The sequence below is a fragment of the Coleofasciculus sp. H7-2 genome, assembly GCF_042747725.1.
Lineage (GTDB): Bacteria > Cyanobacteriota > Cyanobacteriia > Cyanobacteriales > FACHB-T130 > FACHB-T130.
The window spans coordinates 31,819-52,763 of the sequence record NZ_JBHZGO010000009.1 but is presented as its reverse complement, the minus strand read 5'-3'; the positions used below and the strand labels follow the sequence as shown (position 1 = coordinate 52,763).

The 20,945-nt window shown below is 45.8% G+C and carries 9 protein-coding genes and 1 CRISPR repeat array (1 of these 10 running past the window's edge); of the genes, 4 read left to right on the top strand and 5 right to left on the bottom strand.

Features of this window, described 5'->3' with window-relative positions:
• Positions 1–413: 413 nt before the first annotated feature.
• From ACFW2W_RS01890 to ACFW2W_RS01870, 5 genes are all read right to left on the bottom strand, one after another.
• Entirely contained in the window at positions 414–2,345 is a 1,932-nt protein-coding gene (locus tag ACFW2W_RS01890) for a cyanophycin synthetase (protein ID WP_378172576.1), read from the bottom strand.
• A 565-nt stretch (positions 2,346–2,910) separates the two neighbouring features.
• Complete coding sequence (locus ACFW2W_RS01885) at positions 2,911–3,099, bottom strand: CsbD family protein (RefSeq protein WP_378172573.1); 189 nt, start codon at positions 3,097–3,099, stop codon at positions 2,911–2,913.
• 151 nt (positions 3,100–3,250) lie between these two features.
• A complete protein-coding gene (locus tag ACFW2W_RS01880) occupies positions 3,251–4,075 on the bottom strand; it encodes a cyanophycinase (RefSeq protein WP_378172570.1) in 825 nt (274 codons plus the stop codon).
• Between the two features lie 319 nt (positions 4,076–4,394).
• Positions 4,395–5,558 carry a response regulator gene (locus ACFW2W_RS01875; RefSeq protein ID WP_378172567.1) on the bottom strand — a complete coding sequence of 388 codons (1,164 nt, stop codon included), beginning with the start codon at positions 5,556–5,558 and terminating at the stop codon, positions 4,395–4,397.
• Positions 5,559–6,092: 534 nt separating this feature from the next.
• Positions 6,093–8,288 (bottom strand): ATP-binding protein, encoded by a 2,196-nt coding sequence (locus tag ACFW2W_RS01870; RefSeq protein ID WP_378172565.1) that lies wholly within the window; start codon positions 8,286–8,288, stop codon positions 6,093–6,095.
• A 425-nt stretch (positions 8,289–8,713) separates the two neighbouring features.
• On the opposite strand from ACFW2W_RS01870, the gene ACFW2W_RS01865 reads away from it, so the two are divergent.
• From ACFW2W_RS01865 to ACFW2W_RS01850, 4 genes are all read left to right on the top strand, one after another.
• Complete coding sequence (locus tag ACFW2W_RS01865) at positions 8,714–9,847, top strand: HetZ-related protein 2 (RefSeq protein WP_378172614.1); 1,134 nt, start codon at positions 8,714–8,716, stop codon at positions 9,845–9,847.
• Between the two features lie 268 nt (positions 9,848–10,115).
• Positions 10,116–11,279 carry a hypothetical protein gene (locus ACFW2W_RS01860; protein ID WP_378172562.1) on the top strand — a complete coding sequence of 388 codons (1,164 nt, stop codon included), beginning with the start codon at positions 10,116–10,118 and terminating at the stop codon, positions 11,277–11,279.
• A 171-nt stretch (positions 11,280–11,450) separates the two neighbouring features.
• The gene (locus tag ACFW2W_RS01855; RefSeq protein WP_378172559.1) at positions 11,451–12,134 is read left to right on the top strand and encodes a Crp/Fnr family transcriptional regulator; all 684 of its coding nucleotides are present in this window, start codon (positions 11,451–11,453) and stop codon (positions 12,132–12,134) included.
• A gap of 904 nt (positions 12,135–13,038) precedes the next feature.
• Positions 13,039–14,811 (top strand): M61 family metallopeptidase, encoded by a 1,773-nt coding sequence (locus ACFW2W_RS01850; RefSeq protein ID WP_378172556.1) that lies wholly within the window; start codon positions 13,039–13,041, stop codon positions 14,809–14,811.
• A gap of 404 nt (positions 14,812–15,215) precedes the next feature.
• Positions 15,216–20,945: a CRISPR direct-repeat array (repeat unit 37 nt; unit sequence GTTGAAATTCCCACAAATCCCTATTAGGGATTGAAAC); it runs 26,379 nt beyond the window's last position.

Genomic DNA, 20,945 nt, shown 5'->3' with positions numbered 1-20,945 from the left:
ACCAGCCATTAGCGATTAGCAGCTTCACAGATAATCGGGACATTCACCCGGAGACGATCTCAATTATTTTTTTTTGCGAGTCCAAAGATCCGTGAACATCATAGTTAACCCGCCCAGAAAAATAGCGATCGCCATCCCGCCCGCAGTAACATTCATCCAATCAATATTTTCCATTTGATTATTCAGCCGCTTTTTTTTATCAACGGTACTAGATTAGCAACTTTGGCATCCAGACAGATGAATCGCTATTATCCCATTTCACTCGTCCCTACTAATCGGTAGAGGCGTGCCAGTACTAGAAAATAAGCACCCCTCAATCTCTAACAGCTACAGGGGCGTTACAGAATAATTTAGCTCCCTCCCCGCAAGCGGGGAGGCTTGGCTTGTGTGTTCCAGGGACTTTTGCAAAAGGTTTAGTGTCTGACTTCAAGCTCAGACGAGATTTTGGGAATTTCTTTGAGATAAACACGCGAAAAGGGTTCGGCTGAGCCAAGCTGGTACTGTTCAAGCAAGCCATGAGAGCGGATGGAGATAGTGTCTCCTTCCTTAATCACGACGGTTGAATCGTGGAAAATGTCTCTCGCCAGCATCATCTCAGTTTCCGTAGGATTATCCAAGATTACAAGATTGCTGCCGTAGTAAAACATCCCCTCTGCCTCTAGTACGTCTTCTCTATACTCGACAATCAGCAGATCGAGCTGGGGATTCCGTAGCAGATTTTGAACGTTGCTGTTGTAATCCTTGTTCAAGTTTTTCTCAGAACGGTTGACGAAAACTCCATCCCGACAAACTGCGCCAATTGTCCAGTCGGGGTGTCGCATCAGAATATCGTCAATGACTTCTTGAAGTTCTTGAACTGAGATCCGGTTGAAGGTGATGAATGGTATTCTGGCTTTTTCGGCGGAGTCAAAGAAGGTTTCCAGAATATGGGAAGGCACATCAACGCTGTCACCAACGGCGGGTCTAAGATGCATATAGATACCGGGGGCGGCGTTGATTTCGATAATGCCAAAATCACCATCCTTCCAAGATTTGGATAAATCTTTGGCGATGACATCAATACCGAGGCAAGTCAGCCGGAAATGCTGGGCGATGTCTTGGGCCAGGATAATGTTGTCAGGATGAACAGTGCTTGTCTGATCGATGCTCAAGCCGCCAGCCGAGAGGTTGGCAACTTTGCGAAGATAGACGATGCGATCGCTTTCAATCACACTATCCAGCCCTAATCCCTGTTCCTCCAGGTACATTTCCATCGCCTCATCGCACTGGATCTTGCCCATCGGCGACGTTGGTGTATCTATCCTGTCTGGCTTCTGATTTTCCTGTTCGATCAATTCTTCAATTGTCGAGTCTCCATCACCCACGACCGATGCGGCGCGGCGTTCTGTCGCCGCGACGAATCTACCATTGACGCAAAGTAAGCGAAAATCTGCCCCTTTGAAGCTTTTTTCGACGATGATCCGGACTGGCTGCTCTTTAGGAATCGCATTGGCTGCTCTGCTAAAGGCATATTTCAGTTCTTCTGAATCTTGCACATCAGCCGTTACCCCAATTCCTTTGTGACCCACTACCGGCTTCACGGCTACGGGATAGCCAATCTCTCTAGCAGCTAAACGAGCGTCTTCCAGTGAGAAGACGATATCACCTTTGGGAACGGGGAATCCCAAGGTACCTAAGAAAGCTTTGCAGTCATCTTTGCGAGTGGTGAAGTCCGAATCCAAATGGCTATCGCAGTCAAAAGTCGTCGCTATCCCGCGAACTTGCTTTCTTCCATAGCCATATTGAACCAGTCCTTCGTCCCATAGATAAAAAGTGGGAATTCCTTTTTCGTGAGCTGTACGCCACAGAGCATAGACTGTCGGTCCGCCGTAGACAGAGTAGCGGAACAGATCCTGCATCGCCTTGAACTGATCTTCAACTCGAAAGTCTTTGCCTTGAGCGATCGCTTCAAACCAATCCCAAACGCAGTAAACGACTGCCCGACTGGTGCGTGCATGAAGCGATTCTACGGCAATCTTCATGCACGCCGGAAATGGCTTGATACTCCAGTGCTTGAGGTGCAGCCCCATGTCCAGTTTTCCCACTTCTGACACGGTTCGAGCGAACAGTTGGGCATGAGATTCGTAGGTTTCATCGCGCAGTTGGGGGTAGCGATCGCCAACAATCGACACATAATTGCTAATAGCTGGAGGTTGCGTGTACTCAGTCAGAGCGAAATCGAATATTAGCGCCCCCGTTTCCAAATACGGGTTTGGTCCTATGTAATGCTTGAAGTTAAAGATATCGAATGCATCCGTTTTTCTAGCATTAACGCGGACTGCATCGGTCATTATCTCTCTGCTCATTGAGTATCTCCCGTTATTTAAACACCCTTCTTAACTTGGCGATTCGCTTACTTGAGCCTAATTCGGTTGCAAAGCATTTTCAGCTATCAAAGGGCAGAGTCAAGTCAACTCCTTTGGCTCTTCCGTAGTTGGTATGCTAAATTTATAGTCAAGAAGCGCCACAAGCTATACTAGCCATGAATTTAAGCCAATTTAGCGTTTATTAAATAGAAAATACAGTCCAAAATCGTTATACCTTGCTAGGTAAGCCTTTCAAGTTTTGGAATCAACTTTTTAGCATACCAAGTAATGAAGAGCCACTCCTTTTTATTTAACAGGACTTACGCAAAGCTTATACATATAGCATTTTGTAGGGGCAATCCCCTGTGGTTGCCCTCAGATGTCGCGCAAGTTGCGTAAGTCCTGTTTAAGTTAATAGTGAATGGTTAGCCTTTTTACCATTCGCCATCGCCAATGCCCAAATCGCCAAAATTTCCTCAATAAAACACTTTAAAAACCCGTTTTCTTAAAGAAAACGGGTTTTTATGATTCGTGGAGTTTTCTCCTTGAAAAATTGATTCAAAATCTAAGCGCGGTCTACAATGTCTTTTGCTTTATCTTTGAGGTCTTCTTTTAGATGCATGGCAGCAGCTTCATCCTGCTTAATTTGACCTTCTACTTGGTCTTTTTGGTCGCCGGTTACATGACCAAGTCCTTCTTGAACCTTGCCTTCTACGTTTTTAGCAACCGCTTTGGCTCTATCTTCTACGCTCATTTTGTAGCTCCTTTACAAGGATATGTAATTTCTTATACTATCCACAGTATAATAAGCCTAAGGGTACAAAAGACATCCCTCCGCAGTTAGATTTTTAAAGGCATAGGCAGCAGTTCAAAAGTAGGGTGGAAAGTGCCCACTCTATTTTCAATTAATCAAGAATTGGCTTGCGAGTTTTTAGGTCAAATTTGTACCCGTGTGGAAGAATATGAAGCTTGGCTCCGCAAACTGCCAAAGCCTCATCCTTCAAGATGTCGCCGATGTTGGTATGGGTAAGCTCTGACTCATCGACAATGGTGACAGCGCCTTCCCCAATCACTTCAAACTTGTTATCGCTGACTGCGATCGCTGTATTCTCGTCAATGCCGAATCCCAAGACAGCAGGCTGCTGTGCCAAGGCTGAAATTAACCGTCCCAGACGTCCGCGCTGTAAGAAATGCTGATCGATTACTACTCCCGGCAAGAAGCCCATACCGGGACCCATCTCCACAACTTCAACCCGTGGATTTGTCTCAGACTCGCCTTCAACGATCATCACATCTGGCATCATGGCAGCTCCCGCGCTGGTGCCTCCCACCACGATTCCTTCAGCATACCGTCTGTGAATCGCCTCATCGATTGGGGTATCCTTGAGGATGCTGGTGATGCGAGCCTGATCTCCGCCGGTAAAAAATACACCAGTGGCTTTCTCAATTGCCTCCAAGTAAGTGACTGAAGTTGCATCTTCCCGCTCAACGGTGTCAAGGATGCGAACGTCCTCGGCTCCCAGCCGCTCAAACACTCTGATATAATTCTCTCCCACTTCTCTCGGCAGCTCTGTCGCCACGGTCATGACGACAATTCGAGCTTTAGTGCCCCCAGCGCGGCGAACAAACTCCCGCAGGATTGTGCAGTCACCCTCTTTGTCTTCTGCACCCCCGATAATCACCAATTGCCCGCTAGGTTTATTCACTGGTACGTTTTCTTGAGCTTCCATTGATTTTATGTCCAGGTATTAATGGCTGTTTTCCGCATAAAAATACCCAGGAGGTATACAATACTCCCAGGAAATTTTTTATGTGTCAGATTGGCTATCCTAAATAACTAAAATAACTGCATACTGTTTGCCGCAACTTCTTTCTAGGGATATAACTTGCAGGAAATCTGTAATTTAAAATACAAAAGTTAATTTTAAAGTCTTTGACCGCTGACCATAAATAAGATTGTAGAGCCGCAAAACTATATAGTTTACAATTTATTAAATCTTGCCGCTTTTCTCCAGAGACTATGCACGACAGCCCAAAGGCAAAGCTGAATTAATAGAGTAGCTTTGCTTCATGGAACAGTTGAGTTTGCGTACCCAAGACTTCGTAGAGATCAAGTGCTTGCTGCTTACCGCGAGGTGTCACCCGGTCAATCAACCGACAGCTGAATAACTCCGGTTGTCTCATCTGGGCGATAACGGCATCACTGGCAAGGATGTGACAGCCATAAAGCTTTGTCAACTCTTCTAGACGGGCGGCAGTATTCACTACGTCGCCGATTACGGTAGAGTCCATGCGCCGGTCTGAACCAACTGTACCAATCATGGCAACGCCTGTATGAATGCCGATACCAATGTTCACCGGCTGCTCCAGGTTGTATTGCTGGCGATCGCTATTAAACTGATTTAAGCTTTGTACCATCGCCACCGCTGCACTCAAGGCATCCTGTGCGTGGTTTCCCGTGCGGTCAAACACCGCCATCAGCGCATCTCCCAGGAATTTATCAATAAATCCATGATGGGTGGCGATCGCTTGATTCATCCGGGTAAAGAAAGCATTCAGCCACTCAAAAGTATCACTCGGTGTTTGAGTTTCAGCGATCGCTGTAAAGTCCCGAATATCACAAAACAAAATCGTCAATTCTTCTTCCCTGGCGTTCCCCAGTTGAATTGACTCTACCCCTTCGGGTGCAATGCGACTCAAGAATTGATCCGGCACAAATAGCCGAAACTTTTCTGAGAGATATTCATTGATTTGCCATGCCGCTGATAATTGACGCTTAGTTTTCTCTTTGATTTTTTCCTGCATCAATTGTTCGGAATGTTGCGATCGCATCTCTCTCAAGCGCAGAATATTCGCAATCTTTTTCAAAAGTAAAGTAATTTTAATCGGCTTGGTGAAGTAGTCATCGCCTAACATTTCCAATCCCCGTAGCTTGGATTCTTCATCATCCAAAGCTGTCAAAAAAATCACCGGCACCGTTTGTAGCTTTGCATCCTCCCGCAGCCGACAACAAACTTCAAAACCTCCCAGATCCGGCATCATCACATCTAGTAAAATCAAATTTGGCTGAAAATCTTTGGCAATTTTCAGTGCTTGAACCCCTGAGGATGCTACTAGAGTTTCATAGCCTTGTGAATGCAACAACTCTTCTAGCAGCAATAAATTATTGGGTTCATCATCAACTAACAGAATGCGCGGCAAGGGCTTTGTCATGGGACTGACAATATTAGAGCAAGTGGCGCTGTTATGGAAAACTATTTCTATTAGCAACCATTACACTCGCGCCTAGGATTTTCCTTCAGCGAAACTACTTAAAGCAGTTGTTCGCTGAAGTAGGTAATTTTAACTAGATGCCCCTGACGATTCTTCAGCTTGACCAGTTTACTTTCAGTACAGCTAGGTAGATAAATGCAAACTTGACTACTCAAAGGTCGAATATACCTGAGAGAACCTTAACATATTGAAACACAAGACTTCCGGGATGACAATTAGCCATCCGGTAGCTCGAAAAATAAACCAATGAAGAGATGATCTTTCTCCCAAAAGCTAGATAGGCGTTTGGTTATTCGCTGCCACACATCTAATTTGCATATTCAGAAATTACGCAAAGCTTATACATATAGCGTTTTTTCGGGTTCAATCCCCCTGTGGTTGCCCAAGAGATGTGGTGATGTTGCGTAAGTCCTGATATTCAAACAGTGGGGTATAGGGGCGGGGAGATCCCATCCCTACTGGATTCTTTCGCTCTTAATCCTGCATAAAAGAGCGGACGGTGGTCGTGAGGAGATCGATATCTATTGGCTTACTGATGTAACCATTCGCACCAGCAGCCAAACAGCGATCGCGATCGCCCGCCATTGCCATCGCCGTTACCGCAATCACCGGCACCGGCTTCCACAAGCGATTAGCTTTGAGCTGACGGATAATTTCAAACCCATCCACCCCCGGTAGTTGGATATCCATCAAAATCAAGTGCGGCAGCGATTTAGACGTCACCAAGGAAGATTGCAACGCCTCCATCATCGTGCGACCGTCATAAATTAACTCAACCGCGTACCCTTCTAACTCCAGCACATCAAAAATCAATGCCTGATTGAAAGCTTGATCTTCTACCACTAAAATTCGCTTGGCATCCCCAGAGGATACACCACCGAGAAATGATGACCGCTGCTGGCTTGGCACCGGGTTCGCTGCCTCTGCCAACTTCTGGCGCATTTCCGTTACCGGCAGCCAGACGCGAAACGTACTGCCCTGATTTTCCACCGATTCCAGAGAGACTGTGCCGCCGTGGAGTTCCGCCAGTCGCTTCGTCAGCGCCAAACCTAAGCCAGTTCCTTCATGTTGCCTCGTCAAGGAAGCATCCACCTGCTGAAAAGGGCGAAACAGCAAATGCCACTTATCTCTAGAAATCCCGATACCTGAGTCTTTGACTTCAATACACAAGTAAGGAGTGCTGGGATTAACCGGACTGCGATCCGGTCGAAATTCTCCGACCAACTGGGTGCCATAAGCCAGTCGTCCACTCAATTTAATTTGCCCACCCTCTGGCGTAAACTTAACAGCGTTAGAGAGCAAATTAATTAATATCTGGCGGACACGACGTTCATCTAGAGATGCCTGCCCCAGCCGATAGTCTAATTCTAGGGTTAAGGCGAGTCGCTTTTTATCAGCACGGGGCTGAATCATTTGCAGGCATTGAGTGCAAAGATCCGGGATGAAAACCGGCTGGAGTTCGAGTTCTGCTTTTCCGGCTTCTATTTTGGAGAGATCCAGAATGTCATTAATCAACTGCAACAGGTGTTGACCGCTTTCTTCCATCACCCGCACATATTTAATCTGGCGTTCGTTTAAGGAACCGGCGATTTGCCGCAGCAACAAGTCCGAAAATCCTAAAATGCTGTTGAGGGGCGTTCGCAGTTCGTGGGACATGGAAGCCAGAAACTCAGACTTCAGTTGGGAAGCCCGTTCTAAATCTTGGTTGATTTCGCGCAGATGTTCTTGCGCCTGTGCCCGGTCAATGGCAACGCCCATCGTGCGACAAGCTACCAAGAGCATATCCTGTTGGGGAGCTTCCTGAAGTCTTTGGTGAGTCCGAGATTCCAGCGTCAGGACACCAATGATCTTGCCGTTGGCGGCTGGAATGGGAAAAATGCCCAGTTGACCAATCGCTGGATGGCGAAACGCCGACACTGCCTGGGGATGTTTGGAATAATCGTCAACAAATACCGGCTTGCTGGTTTCTACGACTTGCCACAGTAACCCTTGACCATAGGGAATCCCTCGATCGAGAACGGCTTGCATATCGGCAACTACGGCTTCACCGTGGGTAGCGATGAATCGACCGGAAATTTGATTGGTGAGAACATCGGCATGGGCATCAATTCCTTGACCCGTAATCACCTTGACATCGCCGAAGGCTGCACCCATTGTCTCCACCAGATAGGAGAGTGCAAATTGCCCAATTGTCTGCAAGTCGCTTTCTGGCTGCAACCGTTCCATCAAACCCACCAAAAAGGTCAGCCGCCTCACCTCAGCGTTCAAAGTTACCTGGTGGTGTTGATCCCCGGTGACATCGCGGAAGGTAAACAGGCGTCCCCCATCATTGGTCAGTGTGCTATCTACCTCTAGGCAGATGCCGTTGGATTGCTGTATGGAAAAGGAAATGCACTCTGGTTCGGTTTTGCTGAGGGCTGAAGCGATTTGTTCGCTCTGTTGCTTCGACCAGTAGCCCCGTGCTACCACTTCAGTCAAGACTTCGCTACAATGCGGCTGTATACTTAGCCATTCCGAGGAAAGTCCCCAAAGAAGGGTTAACTTTCGATTAAATAAGACTAAGTGATGAGAGTGGTCAAATAAAGCGATCGCGTTGTCTGCTTGATTCAAAATGAGTTCTTGTTCCTCCTTTAACTGCTGCCAAGCAGCGATCGTCTGCTCTGGTTGCATTGTTTTGTTTGAGAAGTTAAGGGTTAAGGAGTCGGAAATCAGTCTAGCGCCGTCTGAATCACGCTCAGTTGGGCTTTCCATCGCCAAAAGTCAACCTTTCTTAATCATTCTTTATTTAACAAAATTTAACATTATCTCTCGTGAGTTGAACAACCAGATATTGTGATTCAAAACACAAGGCAATAAGATCAAAATCTCACTCCATAGATGTTACGGGTCAAACCATCCAGGGTGGTGCGATCACTTCTATCTCAAGGTAGACATGATGAAATAGAGGTCAGTTGCTCCTTAAATGGGTGAGGCGAGAGATGAGGTTTGTAGAGCAAACTTTAAATCAAGAAAGTGAGTTTGGAGTCGGTCTTCCTCCGTCTGAATTTCCGGCTTCAAAACTGAAAACTCAAACGATGCTAAATACTCAAAACTCCATGTCACTGGCCCAAGAACTGGCACACAATTGGCGAGAGCAGATTGTAGCCGACTATCCTGACTCTAGCGCAGCAACGCGAGAAAGTATTACCCGCTGGCTGGTTGGAGAAGATTTAGAGCGATTTGAAACACTGAACCCAAGCCAGATGACAATTGCTCGGCAAGCAATGGAATATCGCTACCGGATTTTACGGCAGCGCTACTTAGGCGTGGGGCCAGAACGTGCCTATCGTAATCTCACGACCCGGTTGGGCAGCTTAGTGTTGCTTCGCAATAAAATCCGTACCTGGGTGGCTCTCTCGCGCGATCGCCAGCGAGCAGTGGTCGATGTATTGCAAGAAGTAATTCAGGAACTATTACACAGCGATCGCTATATTCAACAGCAAATCGCTTGGATTGCCCAATGTACTCCCAGTGATACTCGCCTCCGCAATTCCCTGCTGATGACCAGTATCGAAGAGTATTGTCTCAGACCGATTCGCAACCAGCCGCTGTTAGTATATCGGTTTGTGAATTATCTGCGGCGTTCCCAGCGAGGCGGCATGACTCACGTTCCTGATGGCGAACTGGTGCGGCTGGTTTCTGAAGAAGTGACGCCCGATGAAACAGACAATCCAGTCAGTTTGCTAGACTCTCAAGCAGTCACTCAGTACCAAGAAAATCAAGTCTGGGAAGAACAACAAGCTTTACGTACCACTGTCAAGCAGGAATTTAAAGACTATTTAGCCCAAAACGTGAGTGAATCTGCTGCCGAGTGGCTGACACTGTATCTGCAAGGCAAGTCCCAAGAAGCGATCGCTAGCGCCTTGAACTTGCAGATTAAAGAAGTCTACCGGCTGCGCGAAAAAGTCAGCTACCATGCGATTCGCGTCTTTGCCGTCAAAAGCCAGCCAGAATTAGTTGCCAGTTGGCTAGAAGCGTCATTGCAGGAACACAACCTGGGTTTGACTCTGACTGAGTGGGAGCAATTCTACGCCACCCTCACACCCGTGCATCGCCAGTTGATTGACAGTTTGAAAGCAGGCAAAACCCTAGACGCGATCGCTGCTGAGTTGAACCTGAAAAATCATCAGGTCATGGGCGAATGGAGCAAACTTTATCTAGCCGCTCAAGCCTTACGGAGCGATTCCTAACCTGTTTTCAAAAACCAGCAATATTTTCTTCCCACAGGGTAACATAACTATAACTATATGAATAAAATTGATTGATTCAAAACGATCCGCTAGATAATAGCGGCAACTGGTTCGCAGGGGCATCTAAAACATTCACTACTCAAGTTCTGTGACTCGCCATGTCCGCACTCGGAAGTAACCAAGCTGCGGCTGGTGATTACTACTGGTGCCGATCCCCTCCCCACTCTTTTTCTGGGTGGCTCTGATAGATGCAAATCAAATGTTTAGATTGATTGACAAGCTCCTGCCCTTTGAAGCCTGTCTGTACTATCAAATCTTGCCCATCACCTTAGAAGGCACCTGCCTGAAACTGGGCATGGTAAATCCAACAGACACCGCCTCGTTGGATTATGTCCATCGCATCCTGGCTTACCAAAATTACTCGTTAGAAACCCAGCCGATAGCCGCTGACGCTTTCCAGGCAATCCTCAGCGCGTACTTGAAACACAACACAGGCATGAAACAACAAGCGCCTACGCCTGCCACTGGAGACTCAGACACTCAGCCAGATCAAGAAAAAGCCAGCAAAAATTCCGATCGGATAGAACGGCAAACTCTACCCACTTTGATTGTCGATAGTCCGGAGGAGTTGGCCGAAGAGGCAGCGCGCCCCAACGCTCAAGTGCAGCAAAAGCCCGCGCCAGAAACACCCTTGAGAAAATCGCCACAGGTGAAGCGCAACACCACAGTCCCACCTGCTGGCAATCCGTCGCTGCAATGGCAAGAGCGATCGCAGCATCACATCTCTGGTTTCACCGCTAATCTAGCAGCCCTACCGTCCCAGCAGATGTTAAAAGAATTGTTAAAGCGGGTGCTGAATGGAACCCTCGATCGGCTGGATTGCGAACGACAGCTGTATGAAGGAAACATTCTCTGTAGCCGAAACAATGTCTTGCAGTTTGCGCTCCCAGGATTGACGCTACCCGTACTCCAAGGAGTCATCGACGAGCTAAAGCGAATCGGAAATCTGCAATTAATGCCAGTCGAACAAACCAAAGTGGTGGAGATTGAGCGATGCTATCAGCACAATCATCTGTTGCTGCGTTTGCAAATCATACCCGGTGAGTACGGAGATGAGGCAGTCATGCAAGTGTTTCGCGGTGAAGCTTTGAGAGCTTATCAGCAGCAGCAGCTAGAAAATCTCTGGGGGGAAGCTTTAAATATTGCCCAAAAACTCCAGCGCAAGATGAATCAGATATGCAATGCCTGCGCCTCAGACTCGGTTCTAGGCACTTCATCCCATCCCACCTCGAACGCCGCTCAGTTAGAAGCCCTACCAGCCCTCCATCACTTGCTGGAGAGCGTCGAGCAACAACTAGAAGGACTCAAACAAATGCAGAGCGATCGCGCCAACCCTGATGCCAAGTCAAAGGACAATATGGCTCATCTGTGATGTAAGGTGCAGCCATTGCCGTAGCCTGCATGAACGAATTCGTACCCGTTGCGGTAGGGTAGGATAAATCATGAAGGATGAATCGACAAATATCCCACTTAGCTAATTGTATTTTCCAGACTTGCTTGTTCAAACTTTAAACTTGATAATTCATACTTTATACTTCCTTTCATGCAGACCAAAGCTTTTTCTGAGCTGTTCCCCCTCTTTAACACTGCCGCTCCAGAGACATTAGAATGGCTTTTGTCTGTCGCAGTCGAACACGAGTACCCATCAGACAGAGCGGTTTTGATGGAAGACGCTTGGGGTAACGCAGTTTATTTTGTCGTGTCGGGTTGGGTAAAAGTCCGACGCCTCTCTGGGGAGGATGTCGTCACCCTGGCAATCTTGGGCAAAGGTGATTTTTTTGGGGAAATGGCAATTCTCGATGAATCTCCCCGCTCAACCGATGTGATTGCTCTCTCACCTGTAGAATTGCTCAGCGTCTCTGCCCAACGCTTCATTCAAACCCTCTTCAAAGATCCGCAGTTACACCACCGGATGTTGCAACTGATGGTGAAGCGTCTGCGCCAAACGAACCTTCGCTTTCAAATGCGTCATCAACCTCCAGCCGTAAAATTAGCGAACACGCTGGTTGCTTTGGGAGAAAACTACGGTGAAGCCACTGAAAGAGGAATGGAAATCTATAATATTCCTTCTAAAGATTTGGCTAATGTCACAGATATCGGCGTCGAGGACACTAGCAAAATTATCGAGAAACTGGAAAGTAAAGGCTGGATTAAAATCGATCCGGCGCAAGAGACGCTCCATCTTCTCAACCTCAAGCAGCTAACGCATCTAGCCGGAAGACTTTAGGTAATTGGTAATTGGGAAGGTAAGTTCATGAACTTGTTGTAGTCGAGCTTGTAGGTTGGGTTGAGGTACGAAACCCAACACAACATAGCAATTGTTGGGTTTCTACAATTATTGTTAACATCAGGACTCAGCATCAGGACTTACGCAACATCACCACATTTGGGGGCAACCACAGGGGGATTGAACCGACAAGAACGCTATATGTATAAGCTTTGCGTAAGTCCTGAGCATGACAAAAATAAAAAGCAGTCGAGCTTGTAGGTTGGGTAGAGCGTCAGCGAAACCCAACAAAACATAGCAATTGTTGGGTTTCGTACCTCAACCCAACCTACAATTATTGTTAACTTACAGCGTTTTCTTTCTGGATGAGGTACAGTCAAGCTTCCAAAATCAAAGGTTTTAGGCGATCCTCGTACCTCACTAGCTTCAAAAGTGCTGTAGCTAGTAGGTTGGGTAGAGCGTCAGCGAAACCCAACAAAACATAGCAATTGTTGGGTTTCGTACCTCAACCCAACCTACAATTATTGTTAACGTCAGGATTCAGCATGAAAAAAATAAAAAGCAGTCGAGCTAGTAGGTTGGGTAGAGCGTCAGCGAAACCCAACAAAACATAGCAATTGTTGGGTTTCGTACCTCAACCCAACCTACAATTATTGTTAACACAAGACTCAGCATGAAAAAAATAATAAGCAGTCGAGCTTGTAGGTTGGGTAGAGCGTCAGCGAAACCCAACAAAACATAGCAATTGTTGGGTTTCGTACCTCAACCCAACCTACAATTATTGTTAACACAAGACTCAGCACGAGCCAAATAATAAGTTTTACCTATCACCCTAAAGCCAAGAAAGCCTAAAAGAATTGCTAGAGTTACATTAGTTAATATATATGACTTATAAAAGTTAAAAATGACAGAAGCAACAGCTGTTCGCCATAATCGCTTATCCAACACCGCACCAAAAATTCATTACCAGGTGGCGATACGGGAGCCGGAATCGCATCTATTTGACGTGACTTTGACCGTACAAAACTGGCAGTTACCGATTCTCGATTTAAAATTACCCGTGTGGACTCCTGGTTCCTACCTGGTGCGCGAGTATTCCAAACATTTGCAAGACTTTTCGGCTGATTCTAGCGAACAACAACCTTTGGTGTGGCGTAAGCTTAGCAAAAATCACTGGCAAGTAGATACAAACGGTGTGTCGGAAGTAACGGTGCGTTACCGAATGTTTGCCAATGAACTAACGGTGCGAACCAATCATTTGGATGCTACTCACGGGTATTTTAACAGCGCTGCTCTGTTATTTTATATACCAGAATTTGAAAAACAATCCATTTTGGTGACGATTGTGCCGCCTCAGCGCGAATGGCGCGTCACCACCCCATTACCAGCGGCGGATGGGCAAGCGAACACCTTCCAATCGCCAGATTTTGACACGCTGGTGGATAGTCCCTTCGAGATTGGCTGCCACCAATTGTATCATTTTGAAGTTTTGGGTAAAGCTCATGAGTTAGCCATCTGGGGACAGGGTAACGTTGAACCAGAGCGGATTATTGAGGACACGCAGAAAATCATTGAGGTGGAATCTCAGATGTTTGGGGGTTTACCTTATGACCGATATGTGTTTCTGCTGCATTTAGCTTCTACGGGTGCTGGAGGTTTGGAACACAAGAATGCTTGCACGTTGAATTACAACCGCTTTGGTTTCCGCGATCGCGAGAAGTACAATCGGTTTATGCAGCTGGTCGCCCACGAGTTCTTTCACCTGTGGAATGTGAAGCGCATCCGTCCTAAAGGATTGGAAGTGTTTGATTATACTGGGGAAAACTATACGCCGTCTCTGTGGTTTAGTGAGGGGACGACCAGTTATTACGACTTGGTGATTCCGTTTCGGGCGGGAATCTACGATGCCAAGTCTTTCTTGAAGGAGTTAGGCAAGGAAATTTCGCGGTTACAAACGACACCAGGACGGCTGGTGCAATCTGCGAGTGAATCGAGTTTTGATGCCTGGATTAAGCTATATCGTCCGGATGCCAATAGTGGAAATTCCCAGATTTCCTACTATCTGAAAGGGGCAATGGTATCATTGTTGCTAGATTTGCTGATTCGAGGGCGTCATGGCAATCAGCGATCGCTCGATGATGTGATGCGGCAAATGTGGCAGCAGTTTGGACAGGAAACAGGCTTCACTCCAGAACAATTGCAGCAAGTCATAGAATCAGTCGCTGACATGGATTTGAGCGACTTCTTTAAGCGCTACATTGACGGAACCGAAGAGTTACCCTTTGATGAGTATCTGAAACCTTTTGGCTTGCGGTTGGTGGTTGAGGAAGAGGAACCCGTTCCTTATTTGGGTGTGACGGCGAAGACGGAGAATGGGCGCGAGACGATCAAATTTGTCCAAGCGGGTTCTCCAGCGCAGTTAGCAGGGATTGATGCGGGAGATGAGTTGCTAGCAATTGACGGCTTTCGAGTCACGGCGCTTTCTTTGAGCGATCGCTTGAAAGACTACCAACCGGGTAATCCGATTCAGGTGACGGTTTTCCATCAAGATGAACTCCGGATGCCACACGTAACCTTAGCAGATCCGCGCCCCAGTGCCTACAAAATTGTGCCGGTAGAGTCTCCTGACGATGCCCAAAAACAAAACTTTGTCAAGTGGCTGGGATCGGGATTCTAAGAGGGCGAACTGACAAGGTAGGCGCAAGGCGATCGCGTTTTCACATTCAGCTTCGGGAGAAGGCGAACCGAGAAGATCGGCGCAACGCGATCGCTTTTTCTTGTCCTAGAGGGCGATTTTTTCAGTCAATTCATCTGAATAAATCTGTCGAGTGCGCGGAGGGGTAGGTGTTGGGATTTCCTTTAGCTAAAAAATGGCTGAATTTCACTCAGCATAAGGATTTGACGGCTTAGGAGATGATTGCTCGATTCGCGCAACTGCTTTTTTTGCTTTCATAACAGGCTTTTCAGCCGAAGCGGCTATATGAGACTCTTGCCTAATCCACCCTTCAATGCTAATATTTTTTTAGATTCGCGCAATAGCACCTTGAAAACTAAATACCGTAAGCGTTTCCAGCCAGCGCCGTTGAAATTCCCACAAATCCCTATTAGGGATTGAAACTTCGACATGGCTGTATTCAGTAGCGCCTTTGTAATAAGCGCGTTGAAATTCCCACAAATCCCTATTAGGGATTGAAACTCTTTTCTAGGGGTATCATCTTTATCGTTTCCGTTGAAATTCCCACAAATCCCTATTAGGGATTGAAACTTTATTTTGGGAAGAAATGCTTGCTCAGCTAAAAGTTGAAATTCCCACAAATCCCTATTAGGGATTGAAACTCCATCAGGTAGATAAGCGGCATTCTCGCATATAGCGTTGAAATTCCCACAAATCCCTATTAGGGATTGAAACCAGGCAGGGAAGCTCACCTTTCATTTCTTCCCACATGTTGAAATTCCCACAAATCCCTATTAGGGATTGAAACTAATTGTTGCTCTAGCGTTTGAATCGAGAATCTTCCGTTGAAATTCCCACAAATCCCTATTAGGGATTGAAACAAACTGATGCGGATCGTATCTTTCGCAATCTTTCCCGTTGAAATTCCCACAAATCCCTATTAGGGATTGAAACCGACTGCACCCGGCGCTCAGCTAAACATTGCGTAGTTGAAATTCCCACAAATCCCTATTAGGGATTGAAACTAAATTTATCGATCTGTCCATCACCCGAAAAGGGGGTTGAAATTCCCACAAATCCCTATTAGGGATTGAAACAGGCCTTGCAACTCCGAGGGGGAATCTGGGAGGAGTTGAAATTCCCACAAATCCCTATTAGGGATTGAAACGGAAACAAAGACGTGGTAGAGGAACTTAGAAAACTGAAGTTGAAATTCCCACAAATCCCTATTAGGGATTGAAACGAAATATGTCGCCATTATGCAGGAAAGACTGATAGTTGAAATTCCCACAAATCCCTATTAGGGATTGAAACTGGGATTAGAACTTTCCCACATAATTTCATGGCAGCAGTTGAAATTCCCACAAATCCCTATTAGGGATTGAAACCAACTCGTAAATTTAAGAGATGTATCATTCCTAAGTTGAAATTCCCACAAATCCCTATTAGGGATTGAAACCAAAATGTTCATGCCCCGCATTGATTACAATAAGTTGAAATTCCCACAAATCCCTATTAGGGATTGAAACATTGAAAATTTGACCTGATTGGCTATAATCACTGGTTGAAATTCCCACAAATCCCTATTAGGGATTGAAACTTCAATGGCGTTGTTGTTACTAAGTGGGCGTGGAAGTTGAAATTCCCACAAATCCCTATTAGGGATTGAAACCAAGCCCATGACACCAGGGCTAACTTCAATAGTTGAAATTCCCACAAATCCCTATTAGGGATTGAAACCAAGACGCCACGGATATTCGCCTGTTTGTGGGGGGCGAGTTGAAATTCCCACAAATCCCTATTAGGGATTGAAACATTGCCTCGCCTTTGCCTGCAACAACGGTCGTCGTGTTGAAATTCCCACAAATCCCTATTAGGGATTGAAACGTAAGGCCTGGCTAGCCCAATAGTTGACCCATGCTTGGTTGAAATTCCCACAAATCCCTATTAGGGATTGAAACAAAGGATTGGCTAACCTGATCGCTCGGATGCAGCAGATTCAAGTTGAAATTCCCACAAATCCCTATTAGGGATTGAAACGCAGCGTATCCGTAGCACCCATCCCGGTAAGGTTGAAATTCCCACAAATCCCTATTAGGGATTGAAACTCAATAGCCCTTTCTATTACCAGTTGGCCTTGGGTTGAAATTCCCACAAATCCCTATTAGGGATTGAAACGTTGATATCGCCGATATTGTAAAAGTTGAACCCAGCGTTGAAATTCCCACAAATCCCTATTAGGGATTGAAACTCAGAACTCCGTCCTTTCCTTGCAGCAAACAATCGGGTTGAAATTCCCACAAATCCCTATTAGGGATTGAAACAAGTTGCCACCGGTCTTTGGCTCTGCCTTCCGCCCGTTGAAATTCCCACAAATCCCTATTAGGGATTGAAACTTCACATCTGCTAGATCGAATGTGAAAACTGCCGAGTTGAAATTCCCACAAATCCCTATTAGGGATTGAAACACTCCGAGATTTAACAACCTTTATTTGCAGCGTGTTGAAATTCCCACAAATCCCTATTAGGGATTGAAACCTGAACTTTATACCTAGACCTTTGGTATAAAAGTTGAAATTCCCACAAATCCCTATTAGGGATTGAAACCAACGCAAAACCTGGGTTAGAGATGCAGTGATCTGTAGGTTGAAATTCCCACAAATCCCTATTAGGGATTGAAACACCTTATACGCGCCGTACTCAGGAATCATCGAGAGTTGAAATTCCCACAAATCCCTATTAGGGATTGAAACAAATGGTTGTGATAAGCCTCAGCACAAGCCTTGGCTGTTGAAATTCCCACAAATCCCTATTAGGGATTGAAACACCTTAATCACCCCCTCATTTACTAAAAGGAGTATGTTGAAATTCCCACAAATCCCTATTAGGGATTGAAACGACACCTTGCAGCGGTGGATACAGCGCTGGAAGGGTTGAAATTCCCACAAATCCCTATTAGGGATTGAAACGCGACCATTCTTCAGAATGATCCTCAGCAAAATCCAAGGTTGAAATTCCCACAAATCCCTATTAGGGATTGAAACAAGTATGCTGAACACCCTTTATGGGGGTTTACGACGCAACGTTGAAATTCCCACAAATCCCTATTAGGGATTGAAACTCCAGAGGCAGTAAGGAATGTAGACGCTAGAAAGGTTGAAATTCCCACAAATCCCTATTAGGGATTGAAACCTCAGGAAATACGTGCTGGAATACCTCCAGGGTCGCGTTGAAATTCCCACAAATCCCTATTAGGGATTGAAACAATTACTTTAGGAGGAATGCCACGCGATTCAAATCCAGTTGAAATTCCCACAAATCCCTATTAGGGATTGAAACGGCACTTGAGCTGTGCGGAATTCCGCACAACTTAGGGGTTGAAATTCCCACAAATCCCTATTAGGGATTGAAACCAAAAATTTTGCATCGGTGGGGATGGGTGCGGATAGTTGAAATTCCCACAAATCCCTATTAGGGATTGAAACGCATGACAGAAGAAGTTATCGGACAACCATCCGGTTGAAATTCCCACAAATCCCTATTAGGGATTGAAACTTGGTGCGAATGCGGCGCTCCCAATTGAATTTGGCGTTGAAATTCCCACAAATCCCTATTAGGGATTGAAACGCAGCGAGCCGCACTGGCGAACGCTCAGGCAGAGCGGTTGAAATTCCCACAAATCCCTATTAGGGATTGAAACAACTGAATCATTCCAAGGATTCCATGCTGCATTACGTGTTGAAATTCCCACAAATCCCTATTAGGGATTGAAACGAGTCAAGCTGCTTTACTGAGATCACCACCCCGGAGTTGAAATTCCCACAAATCCCTATTAGGGATTGAAACTACTCATAGGCCTGATTTCTATGTGAATTTTCTGGAGTTGAAATTCCCACAAATCCCTATTAGGGATTGAAACGTTGAGGCCACTGTTGATCGTAGCCCGATAAAGGTTGAAATTCCCACAAATCCCTATTAGGGATTGAAACATAATAGTGAGCCATTGACCGGCGGTACTGACCTAGAGTTGAAATTCCCACAAATCCCTATTAGGGATTGAAACTACAGCTACGTCACCATGAGTCCCGACACCGCTAAGTTGAAATTCCCACAAATCCCTATTAGGGATTGAAACTTCTAGGGACGCCTTGGGACATCTATGGTTACCGTTGAAATTCCCACAAATCCCTATTAGGGATTGAAACCCAATCAGGTCGCCTCCGTAAGTGTATCTTTTGAAGTTGAAATTCCCACAAATCCCTATTAGGGATTGAAACATTATGCACCCATTTTTAAGCTTCGGAATCATTCGTTGAAATTCCCACAAATCCCTATTAGGGATTGAAACATCTATCCAGCGATATCTTCTGATATCGACATCGTAGTGTTGAAATTCCCACAAATCCCTATTAGGGATTGAAACACGGCTTTGTTGGCAGAGGTACTGCGACGACCATGTTGAAATTCCCACAAATCCCTATTAGGGATTGAAACACCTCATCTGCTCTTTCGATCCTTCGATATTCGGGTTGAAATTCCCACAAATCCCTATTAGGGATTGAAACATGTTGTGGGGATGGGGGGATGGGGGAGAGCAAGCAGAATGTTGAAATTCCCACAAATCCCTATTAGGGATTGAAACTCGTTGTAAACAATGATGAGGTAAGCGCAATGAATAGTTGAAATTCCCACAAATCCCTATTAGGGATTGAAACCAGTCTTAAACCTTAGCGTCAGGGTACCAGAAGAAGTTGAAATTCCCACAAATCCCTATTAGGGATTGAAACACTATGTTGTCTAGCGAACTAGACAACGCGGCGCTGCAGTGTTGAAATTCCCACAAATCCCTATTAGGGATTGAAACGCCGCTACGAGCAAAGTCCATGCCGTAGTAGCTGTTGTTGAAATTCCCACAAATCCCTATTAGGGATTGAAACGCAGAAAACTCAACTTTTGCCCCAACTGGCAATTCGGTTGAAATTCCCACAAATCCCTATTAGGGATTGAAACCTCGAAATTCCCGCAGGCTATCTCCCCACGCTAGAGCGTTGAAATTCCCACAAATCCCTATTAGGGATTGAAACATGCAAAAAGCGGTGAGCGATCGCGAATCCCTGCGTTGAAATTCCCACAAATCCCTATTAGGGATTGAAACTAATAGAAGTAGAAGTAGAACAACAAACGGGTCTTCGCGTTGAAATTCCCACAAATCCCTATTAGGGATTGAAACCACTTCACGGTGCCCAATCCCGCGTTGGGAACTGCCTCGTTGAAATTCCCACAAATCCCTATTAGGGATTGAAACGTCTTCAAAGCATAAAACGACCTTTTCCCAAATGCGTTGAAATTCCCACAAATCCCTATTAGGGATTGAAACCGAGCGGTAAAGAACCTTGGGAAACTCCAAGAAGAAAGTTGAAATTCCCACAAATCCCTATTAGGGATTGAAACTTAAAGAAGGGTAGGATTGATTCACTGGTGCTTCGTTGAAATTCCCACAAATCCCTATTAGGGATTGAAACGAGGACGGCAGCTACTGCCATTGCGGCGGATGCCGTTGAAATTCCCACAAATCCCTATTAGGGATTGAAACTAATAGTAGAAGTAGAACAACAAACGGGTCTTCGCCGCACGGAAGGTTGAAATTCCCACAAATCCCTATTAGGGATTGAAACGTATCAGTAGCTAATTCTCTGGGCGTCCTGACTCGGTTGAAATTCCCACAAATCCCTATTAGGGATTGAAACATGAAGCTGGCAGAGATTGAAGAACTTTCAAAAACGTTGAAATTCCCACAAATCCCTATTAGGGATTGAAACAAAAGTCCAAGTCGATACGTCTGACGCCCAAAAAGTTGAAATTCCCACAAATCCCTATTAGGGATTGAAACGCAAGTATTGGGCGTGGGCGCGGAAATTAAAAAATCGTTGAAATTCCCACAAATCCCTATTAGGGATTGAAACAGGTAGTCGGCGTAAAGTTCAGCTTCTGTTTCTCGTTGAAATTCCCACAAATCCCTATTAGGGATTGAAACGGATCGCCTTGGCGATGGAGAAGCCGAAAAGAAAAGTTGAAATTCCCACAAATCCCTATTAGGGATTGAAACTTCTCAAATGTCGCTTGTTTAACCAATTGTT

Coding starts and splice junctions, on each gene's coding strand:
- ACFW2W_RS01890 (WP_378172576.1), bottom strand. CDS start 2,345: ATGAGCAGAGAGATAATGACCGATGCAGTCCGCGTTAATGCTAGAAAA.
- ACFW2W_RS01885 (WP_378172573.1), bottom strand. CDS start 3,099: ATGAGCGTAGAAGATAGAGCCAAAGCGGTTGCTAAAAACGTAGAAGGC.
- ACFW2W_RS01880 (WP_378172570.1), bottom strand. CDS start 4,075: ATGGAAGCTCAAGAAAACGTACCAGTGAATAAACCTAGCGGGCAATTG.
- ACFW2W_RS01875 (WP_378172567.1), bottom strand. CDS start 5,558: ATGACAAAGCCCTTGCCGCGCATTCTGTTAGTTGATGATGAACCCAAT.
- ACFW2W_RS01870 (WP_378172565.1), bottom strand. CDS start 8,288: ATGCAACCAGAGCAGACGATCGCTGCTTGGCAGCAGTTAAAGGAGGAA.
- ACFW2W_RS01865 (WP_378172614.1), top strand. CDS start 8,714: ATGTCACTGGCCCAAGAACTGGCACACAATTGGCGAGAGCAGATTGTA.
- ACFW2W_RS01855 (WP_378172559.1), top strand. CDS start 11,451: ATGCAGACCAAAGCTTTTTCTGAGCTGTTCCCCCTCTTTAACACTGCC.
- ACFW2W_RS01850 (WP_378172556.1), top strand. CDS start 13,039: ATGACAGAAGCAACAGCTGTTCGCCATAATCGCTTATCCAACACCGCA.